This is a genomic window from Archangium sp. (assembly GCF_036388035.1).
Lineage (GTDB): Bacteria > Myxococcota > Myxococcia > Myxococcales > Myxococcaceae > Archangium.
The window spans coordinates 1-9,813 of the sequence record NZ_DASVSO010000534.1; the positions used below are offsets into that span (position 1 = coordinate 1).

A 9,813-nucleotide genomic window follows, 5' to 3' on the forward strand; every position below is an offset into this window, starting at 1 on the left:
GTGGGCGCGGACCTGAGCTACCTGCACATCTTCAAGCCGCAGGGGGACTCGAACTTCGTGGGCGTGGGGCCCAACGCGGGCGTCGACTTCTTCGTGTCGGACTCCATCAGCATCGGGGCGCGGGCGCAGTACAACGCCTACCTGTCGCTGGAGGAGGCGGTGCAGACCTCGCTCATCCTCTCGGCGGGCACGGCCGTCTACTTCTAGGCCACCGCGCGCGCCCGGCCGCCGGCCCTCGCGTCGGGGGAGGGCAGCAGGGCCGCGGCCACCAGCAGGGTCCACTTCTCGTCCGAGAGGTGGGCCGGCTTCTCCATGTCCAGCAGCTCCTGCAGCCTCGTGCCCAGTGCGGAGAAGAGGCGCAGGCGGGCCTCCATCCGCAGCTCCTCGCGCCGCAGCGCCGCGGTGAGCACCAGTTCCCGGGCCTCGGCGCTCAACCGCTTCACCCGCGAGACGAAGAGTGGATCCGCCAGCAGCCCCTCGCCGGCCGCGGCGCCGAGGGCCGAGGGCGCCTTGAGGCGGCGCTCGCGCACCACGATGGTGCCGGCGAGCATGTCCCCCAACCGCTGGTGTGAGCCGGACAGCAACGCCGTCACCCCGCCCACCATGTAGAGCAGGGGCAGCTTGTCCACCGGCCGCGCCAGGTTGCGCAGCGCCGCGTGGTAGAAGCCGATGCGCACGCCGCTCTGCTGGATGACGCGCAGGCCCATCACCCGCTTGCCCACCGTCTGCCCGCTCCAGGCCGTCTCCAGGGTGATGCCGTAGCCCCAGTCCACCAGGAAGTAGACGACGATGGCCAGCGCGCTGCCGTAGCCGGGGAAGACGAGCATCACGAACTGGACCACTTGGAGCACCGTCCTCGTGAGGGTGAGGACGACGAATGTGTCCAGCAGCAACGCGAGGAAGCGCGAGTAGAGGCCCGCGAGCGTGAAGCGGAACTCCACGTACTCGGGGGTGAGCACGGTGTGGGTGCCGTCGAGGAGGGTGTCGGTCGCGTCCGTCACGGTCCCAGTCTAGGCCAGCGCGCGGAATATTTCCGGCGACGCGTCGTCCGGAGCGCCATACCTTGCAGTCCCAAATGCGGCGGCGGGCACCTGGCTCGCCGTCATCCCCAGGGAGGGGGATTCCTCATGCGTCATGGTTCTCGTCGTCTCGCCGCCGTCCTGGCCCTGCTCGCCTCCGGCTCCGCTTCCGCCGTGGAGCTGAACTACAAGTGGAAGAAGGGCGACGTTCACCGCTTCCAGTACGAGGATGACACCACCGTCGAGATGAAGTCGCCCGGCATGGGCGCCAACATGGGCGGCATGCAGATGCAGATGCCCGGCATGGACATGGGCGCCGCCGGCATGAACATGCGCATGAAGGTTCAGTCCACCTTCAGCCAGAAGGTGCTCGCGGTGCGGCCGGACGGCACCGCCGAGGTGGAGCTGACCCTGGAGAAGATGGCCCTGATCAGCGGCGACAAGCGCGTCACCGCCCTCGATAAGATTCCCGCCGCCGCCAAGAAGGTGAAGGCCGAGGTGGACCGCAAGGGCCATGCGAAGTTCTTCCGGATGGTGACCGTCTACCTGCAGGAAGGCCGCACCGTGGTGGGCGTGCACGACGTGAAGGCGGGCCCCACGGGCTCCAGCGCCACGATGACCGCGGGTGACACGCAGGTGAGCGTGGTGGCCGCGGTGGACCCGAAGACCGGCTCCGTCTCCCTCGCCATGGACGCGAAGAAGGTCCCTCCGGCGCTCAAGGAGGTGCAGGTGAAGGAGGAGGACCCCGCCGTCGACGTCCTCCCGAAGGAGATCTTCGAGATGATGGTGCTCCCCGAGGGCGACCTCGCCCCAGGTGGCAACTACGAGGTGGCCAACCCCATGGGCACCATGAGGACGACCCTCGCCGCCCTGGAGGACAATGTCGCGCAGCTCCGCACCGTCGTGGCCCAGAAGGCCGAGGCTCCCGCCGAGGCCCAGGGCGAGACGATGGGTGGCGCCGACACGGAGTCCGGTGACCAGGGCCCGGGTCAGGCCATGGGCGGCATGAACATGGGCGGTGGCATGAACATGGGCGGCGGCTCGAACATGGGCATGCAGGTGGATGTCGATGTCACCGGTGGCTTCGACGTGGCCGCCGGCCGGCTCATCCGCATCGAGGGCACCCAGACCATCGACCAGTCCATGGGTGGCATGGGCGGCATGAAGGTCCGCTCGAACTTCGCCCTCCAGCGCCTGTAGTCGGAACGCTTTGAAGCGGGCTCGGAGTCACGCCGAGCCCGCTTCTTACCGCTCCCGCTCAGTTGGCCCTGAACTGGGCGGCCCCATTGAAGATCTTGCTGTTGTCGCCTACCGCCCCGGGCAGGGTGTCCTCCAGCGTCTGCCCGTCCATGGCCGTCACCCGCACCTTGATCTGGCCTTCGCCCATGCCCTTGGGCTCGACGAAGTAGTTGTAGCTCTCGCGCTTCACCGCCACCCAGGCGTTGTTCTTCCAGTACTCGAGCTTCGTCACGGGGATGCGGTGGTTGAACACTTGGATGCCGGTCCAGTACTGGCTGCTGCCCTCCTTGAAGCGGTAGCGCAGCGGGCCCTGGACGTCGCAGCTCACCATGCGCCAGCGCACCTTCACGCGGCCCTCCGCGAGGGGGGCGAGCTTCTCGAACGCCTGCGGGCTGAGGTCCAGGTGGCCGGGCGTGGTGCAGTCGGGGCAGGAGTCCACGATGCGCACGCGCAAGGTGCTGTTCGGCCCTTCGACCTCCGCGCACGCGCCGCAGATCGCGCTCTCCTGGAACTGACCGATCCAGATCGCCGCGATGTCCAGGTCCTGCGGGCTGGCGTCGTAGAGGCAATTCCCCGTGCCGTTCCCCTCCCAATAATAGGTGATGAGGCCATCCTGGTAGTCGCCGAGGACGCGCAGGGCGTCGCCGGGGTCCGTGGGGCCACAGGCGGCCAGCAGGGGCAGCAGCGCCACCGCCAACCAGCGGGCAGGGGAAGTTTTGTCGACGCGCATTCGGAGAGCCTCCAGGGGGAAGGGGGCGTGGAGTGTACCGCGTCCGGCGGGTGTGCCCCCGAAGTGGAGGGGCCAGGAGGTGGCCCGGCCGCTCGCTCTCGGGGTGTCTCCTCGGAGAGGGACCGGGCGAGGGCCCGTGGGGGTCGAAGGTTCGCTCCGCACCTACGGAGAGTGATAAATCAAGCGCCTTCGTCCGACGTCTCCTCGAGCCCCGCGGAACCCCCTTACACACGATGGCAGCGAACCCTGTCCCCGTAGTGGAGACTCGCAGCGCGGAGCGCGGCACGGAGGTGCCCACTCCTCCTCCCGAGGTGCAAGGCGCGGCGGCTCCGAAAGGCATCTCGCTCTTCACCCGCCTGTTCCTCATCATCCTGGCCTGTGCCCTGCCGCCGCTGGTGGGACTCGGGTGGAAGATGATGGACACCAACGCGGACGCCCTCCAGGAGGTCGTGCGCCACCTGCACCGCTCCATCGTCGGAGACGTGCAGCGGTCCGTGCGCGGTGAGCTGCTGCGCGTCGAGCGCGAGCTCGATGGCATCGGGATGATCCTCTTCGCGCCCGGGCTGGGGGATGACGCCACGCGCATCGGTCTCGTCGGGACGCGGCTGGGGGCCCTGTCCACCATCGACTTCGTCACGCTGTACGCACCGAGCGGTCAGAGCGTGACGACCCTCAAGGCGCACGAGGTGGTGGACCCGGACGTGCCCGCCCGCCTGGAGCCCGCGCTGCTCCAGGAGCTCGCCAACGGGGGGCACCTGGTGACCCGGGGCGTGCGCGTCGGCGCGCAGGGCGGCCCGGTGCTCGAGGTCTTCTTCCCCATCACCGCCGTGGACGGCGCCGTGCGCGGCATCCTCGGCACCCAGGTGAAGCTCGGCGAGCTGTGCGCGCTCATGGGCGAGCTGGGCGAGAAGTTCCTCGGCTCGCGCGAGGGCGTGTTCGTCGTGGATCGGGAGCGGCGGCTCGTGCTGCACGCGGACCCCGCTCGGGTGGCGGCTCGGGAGGACTTCTCGAAGTACGGCCTCTTCACGGCGCTGAGCGGGGACTCGTCCTTCAACACGGACATGGTCGCCACCTCGGACTTCCATGATGGCCCCCGGGAGATGCTCGGCTCGCTGGAGGCCCTCTCCGAGCGGGGCTGGGCCGTGGCGGTGCAGCAGCCCCAGGCCGAGGCGTACGCGTCGCTGTCGGAGATGCGCAAGTCCATCCTCACCGCGCTCCTGGTGGCCGCGCTGGTCGCGCTCCTGGATGGACTGTTCCTCGCCCGGCATCTCACCCGGCCCATCCGCTCCCTGGTGGCGGCCACGCGGGCCCTCTCCGAGCGCACCTTCCGGGGCGTGGACGCGCGCGTCTCCCGGCGCGGGGACGAGCTGGGGACGCTGGGCCGCGCCTTCGACAGCATGGCCGTGACGCTGGATGCCAAGGAGCGCGAGCTCGTCGCCCAGACACAGGTGCGCGCGGCCCTCAGCCGCTATCTGTCTTCGGACGTGGTGGATCTGGTCGTGTCCAACCCCGACAAGCTGCGGCTCGGGGGCGAGCGCCGAGAGGTCACCCTCTTCTTCGCGGACGTGGTGGGCTTCACCAGGCTGTCCGAGTCCCAGCCCCCGGAGATCATCGTCGCGCTGCTCAACGAGCTGTTCACCTTCGCCACGGAGATCATCCAGCGGCGCGGGGGCATCATCGACAAGTTCATCGGCGACTGCATCATGGCGGTATGGGGCTCGCCCCAGTCGCACCCGGACGACGCACTGCGCGCCGTGCAGGCGGCCGAGGATCTGCGCCGCTGGCTCGAAGTGGGCAACCGCCGCTGGCGCGAGCGCTGGGGCATCGAGATCCAACTGGCCATCGGCGTCCACACCGGCCCCGCGGTGGCGGGCAACGTCGGCAGCGAGAAGCGCATGGAGTACACCGTCATCGGTGACACGGTGAACGTGGCCGCGCGGCTCGAGTCCATGGCCCAGCCGGGGCAGATCCTCGTCAGCGAGGCCACGCGCGAGCGCATCGGTGAGAGCGGCCTGGACCTGGTGCCCGCCGGCGAGCGCCAGCTGCACGGCCGCACCGCCGCCACGCGCATCTACGAGGTGCCGGTTTGACGCTTCAGGTGGGGCAGGTCCTCGGCGAGCGCTTCCGCATCCTGCGCCCGCTCGGCCAGGGGGGCATGGGCGCGGTCTACGTGGCGGAGCAGCTCGGCCTGGGCCGCCACGTCGCCCTCAAGGTGATGCACCCGCACATCGCCAGCGCCCCCGGCTTCTCCGAGCGCTTTCAGCGAGAGGCCCAGGTGCTCGCCCGGCTGCGCCACCCGGGCTCCGTGGAGGTGTACGACTACGGGCTCGACGCCGACTTCCTCTTCCTCGCCATGGAGCTGGTGTCTGGCGAGACCGTGGAGTCCCTGCTGGCACGCGAGGGCGCCTTGCCGGTGCCTCACGCGGTGGGGCTGGCCGTGCAGGTGCTGGAGGTGCTGGAGGCCGCGCACGTGCTCGGCATCATCCACCGCGACCTCAAGCCCGCGAACCTCTTCCTGGAGGCGCACGCGCGCGGCGAGCGCGTGAAGGTGCTCGACTTCGGCCTCGCCACGATCGGCGGGGGGGAGCAGGCGCGCCTCACCCAGGAGGGCATGGCCATGGGGACGCCGGGCTTCATGTCCCCCGAGCAGATGCGCGGGCTGCCGCTGGACGGGCGCAGCGACCTGTACTCGCTGGGGTGTGTGCTCTACGAGCTGCTCACTGGAGTGCCTCCCTTCCCGGTGATGGCCTCGGCGGAGGTGTCCGCCTCGCACCTCTACAAGCCGGTGCCACCGCTGCGCGAGGCGCGGCCGGACCTCTCGCTCCCCGAGCACCTGGAGGCCGTGGTGATGAAGGCGCTGGAGAAGCTGCCCGAGCGGCGCCCGCCCGATGCGACGACGCTGCGCCAGGAGTTGCTGGCCGTGCTCGACGAGCCGATGGGCGCGCCCGCCCCGAAGAAGCGCGGAGAGGGCAAGAAGACGGAGCGGGGGTTCGGGCTCGGGCCCGCGCAACTCGAGGTGCCCGTGCCTCGGCCCGTGGCAGGGGGGCTGCCCGTGGGTGTGTTGGCCTCGGGCGGAAGTCCCACGGAGAACTCGCTGGTGATGTCGCTCTCCGCGTGTGGATTCCAGGCGCGGGTGGCCTCGGCGGGGGAGCCGCTGGGGGGCTTCGGCGCCCTGCTCGTCGTCGCGGGCGGGCAGGAGTCGCTCGTTCAGGCAAGGGCCCTGGCCGCGCGCCCGGGGACTCCACCGGTCTTGCTGTGCGGTCCCTCGGATGACTGGGAGCTGGTCACGGGCGCCCTCGAGGGAGGGCTGTTCGACTTCGTCCCCCTGCCGGTGGATCCCATCGATCTGATTCGAAAGGTGTCGCGTGCTCAGAAGCTCAAGCGTTAGCGGTTTCGCCGCCGTGCTCGCCCTGGTGTTGTGCCTTCCGACCGTCTCGTGGGCCCAGGCGGCCGCGGATGACGTGTACGTGGTGCAGCCCGGAGACACGTGCGGCAGCGTGGCGCGCAAGGTGTTCGGCGACACGACGGTCGGCTCCGCGAAGCTGCACGCGTTCAACAAGATGGGGGCGCCGCCGCACCAGCTCAAGCCGGGCACGGTGCTGCGCATCAAGAGCGACCCGGACGCGCGCCTCACCTTCATCCGGCCCGAGGTCAACGCCAGGCCGGCGGGGAAGGTGGACTGGCGTCAGGCGAACCCCGGCCAGGGCCTGTGGCGGTTGGACTCCGTCAACACGCTGCGCGAGGCCGGCGCCGAGGTGACCTTCCGCGACGAGACGCGGCTGCAGATGAATGAGAACGCGCTCGTCGTCATCTACGGGCAGGTCGCCAAGGCGACGGACAAGGTGAAGAAGTCCGGCGCGGTGGAGCTGTTGCAGGGCGAGCTGAACGTCTCGCTCGCGCAGCTTCGGGGTGAGCCCCTGGGCGTGCAGATGCCGGCGGCCACGGTGGCCGCGCGCTCGAAGGAGCTCCACGTGGGCGTGGACGCGCAGCAGATGAGCCGCGTCTCCGTCTTCGACGGTCAGGCCGAGGTGACGGCGCAGGGCCAGAGCGTCCAGGTACCGAAGGACCACGGGACGCGGGTGGAGAAGGGCAAGCTGCCCGAGAAGCCGCGCCCACTGCCCGAGGCGCCCCAGTGGGCGGGCGGCACGCGCTCGGTGCGGCTGCTGCTGGACGACAAGGGCGTGGACGAGGAGCTGGCGTGGGCACCCGTGAAGAACGCGGCATCGTACCGGGTGGAGCTGGCGCGGGACGAGCGCTTCAATGACCGGGTCCATGGAGAGACGGTGCGGGCGACACCGGAGTCCCTGAAGTCCGTGGCCCGTGCGCTGGCTGCTGGGCGGTACTACGCGCGGGTGCGCGCCGTGGACGCGGCGGGTCTGGTGGGCAAGGTGTCCACCGTGCGGCAGATGGAAGTGCTGCGCGTGAAGACGGAGCGCGGTGTGGTGGGGCCCCAGGGGCTCCAGGGGGCGTCCCGGCTGGACTTCGTGGTGGAGGGCGCCGAGTCCCTGGACTTCCGCCTCGACGGAGTTCCCACGACGCACCCGGTGAAGGTGGAGACCTTGGGTACGCACACACTGGAGTTGCTGCCGCGCGGGGTGCCCGACGCGCGCCCGGAGACGCTGACGCTCACGGTGGTGCCGCCCCGTGTGGAGGTGGACCTCGAGCCGCTGGCAGGGGCGTTCCGGGTGAAGGTGCAGGTGCTCGATGTGCGCGGCCAGCCGCTGGAGGGCCCTCTGTCCCAGTTGAAGCTGCGCGGCTTGCATGGCACCCAGGTGGAGGAGACGCCGCGGCGCCAGTCGGACGGCTCGTTGGTGACGCGGGCCGTGCCGGGGATGCGCGGCGGCGAGCGCGTGGCCGTGGTGGAGGCTCTCTGGGGTGACACCTCCCTCCAACAGGTCAGCGCCCAGGCTCCCGCGGAGCAACTGGCTCCGAGCCAGGTGGCGATCGTGGAGCCCGAGCTCCCCGTGAAGTCCGCTCCGGAGGAAGCGGCGCTGCTGCCGATGCTGGGCGTTCCCACGGGCGGTCTGGTGGAGTCGGCCCCGTTGCCCACGGCCTTCCTGCCGCAGGCCTGGCTCTTCGAGCTGCGCGCTCAACCGGAGCTGGGCTCGGCGGGCGTGGACCTCGCTCGCGGGCGCACCACGCTCGGCGTGGAGGGCCGTGTGTCCGAGCGGGTGGCCCTGGGCGCGGCGTTGGCGCTGCGCCCCGAGCGGCCCGCGACGTCGCTGTCCGCCTCGATGTCGGGACGGGTGCGGCTGACGGAGCATCCCTCCTTCCGCGCGCTGCTGTCCTTCGATGCCACGCTGACGGGCTCCGGCTCCGCGCAGGAGGCGCAGGGGCTGCGGCTGCGCCCGGCGGTGCTCGCGGGCCTGCGCGAGAATCGCTGGGCCTTCTCCACCAGCCAGGGGTACGCCCTCCGTCCGGGTGAGGCCCGGGCCACCTGGGACAGCACGTATCAGGCGTGGTTCCTGCCCGTACCCCGGCTGGCGCTCGGGGCGGAGCTCGATGCGCTGGTGGACGCCACGCCTCGGGAGCACGGCCCCTCCGCCTTCGCGGCCGGAGTGGGGGCCCGCCTGCGGCTCGGCGGCTTCGAGCTGGGGACCTCGGTGCGCCGAGGCTTCGGTCCGGACGGGGCGCGCATCTGGGGCGGCTGGGGTGGGGTGCTGACACTGGGCTGGTCGGGCCTGCGCCCCCTACAAGCCCAATAGTGAAGAGCTACATCGCAATGAGACATGGATTGAAGCTCGGTTGGGTGTTGCTGGTTGCGCTGCTGACGGCATGCGCCACTACGGATCCATCGATGCACGCCGAGCAATCGGCACCCGAGGTGGTGTCCTCGTGGGAAGAGGGCTGCGAGGATGAGCAGGCACTCGTCCTGTTGTGCCGGGAAGAGAACGGCGAGTGCGGCTTCTTCCGCTGCCGGGAGGTAGTTCCCCGCGAGGTGCTACTGGCCTCCCGAGGGGGCGGGGGCATTCCCGCGGCCTCGTCTGCTGCGTCTCCCCGCCGCTGGTGGAGGGGCGGGCTGAGATGGCCGAGAGACACGGCGCCTGTCCTTACTTTCCGTTTCAATCGCCACTTCGATCCCAAACCCCCGCAGCTTGTCCTTCCTCCGGGCCGCTATGTCCGGCACCACATCTTCCCGCAGGCACGAGATCTCCAGGAGTGGTTCATTGCTCGTGGAGTGAAGGACATCCATCAATTCACCCTCGTCATTCCCGAGTATGTGCACCTCCGAATTCACAGCGGAGGGCCCAGTGGTGGGAGATGGAACGAGGCGTGGCGGAGCTTCCGGGAGGCAAACTTCAATGCCCGGCCGGAGCAGATCTATCGACACGCGGGTGAGCTGCTCTATCGGTTCGAGTTGGTAGGATCCGTCGTGCCCTACTACCGTGGGAGGTGAGGGTGATGGCACGGTACTACTGGCTTCGCAGGGATGACGCGTCCGCGTCGCGCTACACGGGATACGTCAACGCCGTGCATCGTTGGGGGCTTCCCGGCGTGCATTGCTCCACATGCGGTGCAACCTGGGGTGGTGGGGCGGATAGCTACCCGTCCGTTGACCTGTCCGGGCTTACGAGTCCTGCGGAGTTCGAGGATTCATCGCCCAGGCCGTTGGTGGAGTTCGCGCGCTTGTGCGAACAGGTACGGCCCCTGCTGCCTCAAGGGACTCCGCTGCTCCCTGGTACGCGGTTCGGCCCGCTGACGGGCACAGCCATGGGGACCTTCGGACCGCTCTCCTTCCAGAATTCGTGGACGTTGCTGGTACACCGCGAGGTGCTGGAGCGGCTACAGGTGGTGGGGGTCCGTGGGTTGACGGGGTACCCGACA

8 protein-coding genes and 1 pseudogene are annotated in these 9,813 nt (G+C 69.9%); 7 read left to right on the forward strand and 2 right to left on the reverse strand.

Going from position 1 to position 9,813, the window contains the following annotated elements; all coding sequences use genetic code 11:
- Positions 1 to 207: pseudogene (locus tag VF697_RS21475) on the forward strand (hypothetical protein); the annotation flags it as partial.
- On the opposite strand, the gene VF697_RS21480 reads toward VF697_RS21475, so the two are convergent.
- Positions 204 to 1,001: an RDD family protein gene (locus VF697_RS21480; protein WP_331097852.1), complete on the reverse strand. Its 798-nt coding sequence runs from the start codon at positions 999 to 1,001 to the stop codon at positions 204 to 206. The pseudogene VF697_RS21475 and the gene VF697_RS21480 overlap by 4 nt on opposite strands.
- A 126-nt stretch (positions 1,002 to 1,127) precedes the next feature.
- On the opposite strand from VF697_RS21480, the gene VF697_RS21485 reads away from it, so the two are divergent.
- Entirely contained in the window at positions 1,128 to 2,219 is a 1,092-nt protein-coding gene (locus VF697_RS21485; protein ID WP_331097854.1) for a hypothetical protein, read from the forward strand.
- Between the two features lie 58 nt (positions 2,220 to 2,277).
- Here the strand turns inward: VF697_RS21485 and VF697_RS21490 are convergent, their stop codons facing one another.
- Positions 2,278 to 2,988 (reverse strand): expansin EXLX1 family cellulose-binding protein, encoded by a 711-nt coding sequence (locus tag VF697_RS21490; protein ID WP_331097856.1) that lies wholly within the window; start codon positions 2,986 to 2,988, stop codon positions 2,278 to 2,280.
- 233 nt (positions 2,989 to 3,221) lie between these two features.
- On the opposite strand from VF697_RS21490, the gene VF697_RS21495 reads away from it, so the two are divergent.
- From VF697_RS21495 to VF697_RS43535, 5 genes are all read left to right on the forward strand, one after another.
- Complete coding sequence (locus VF697_RS21495) at positions 3,222 to 5,078, forward strand: adenylate/guanylate cyclase domain-containing protein (RefSeq protein ID WP_331097858.1); 1,857 nt, start codon at positions 3,222 to 3,224, stop codon at positions 5,076 to 5,078.
- On the forward strand, positions 5,075 to 6,376 hold the full coding sequence (locus VF697_RS21500; RefSeq protein ID WP_331097860.1) for a serine/threonine-protein kinase: 1,302 nt from the start codon (positions 5,075 to 5,077) through the stop codon (positions 6,374 to 6,376). Before VF697_RS21495 ends, VF697_RS21500 begins: the two co-directional genes overlap by 4 nt.
- Positions 6,354 to 8,693, forward strand: coding sequence for a FecR domain-containing protein (locus tag VF697_RS21505; protein WP_331097861.1), 2,340 nt, complete (start codon positions 6,354 to 6,356; stop codon positions 8,691 to 8,693). Before VF697_RS21500 ends, VF697_RS21505 begins: the two co-directional genes overlap by 23 nt.
- Positions 8,693 to 9,385, forward strand: coding sequence for a TIGR02269 family lipoprotein (locus tag VF697_RS21510; RefSeq protein WP_331097863.1), 693 nt, complete (start codon positions 8,693 to 8,695; stop codon positions 9,383 to 9,385). The genes VF697_RS21505 and VF697_RS21510 overlap by 1 nt, the downstream gene beginning before the upstream one ends.
- Positions 9,386 to 9,390: 5 nt before the next feature.
- Positions 9,391 to 9,813, forward strand: a 423-nt coding sequence (locus VF697_RS43535; protein ID WP_414641327.1) for a double-CXXCG motif protein, incomplete at its 3' end; no start/stop codon positions are given.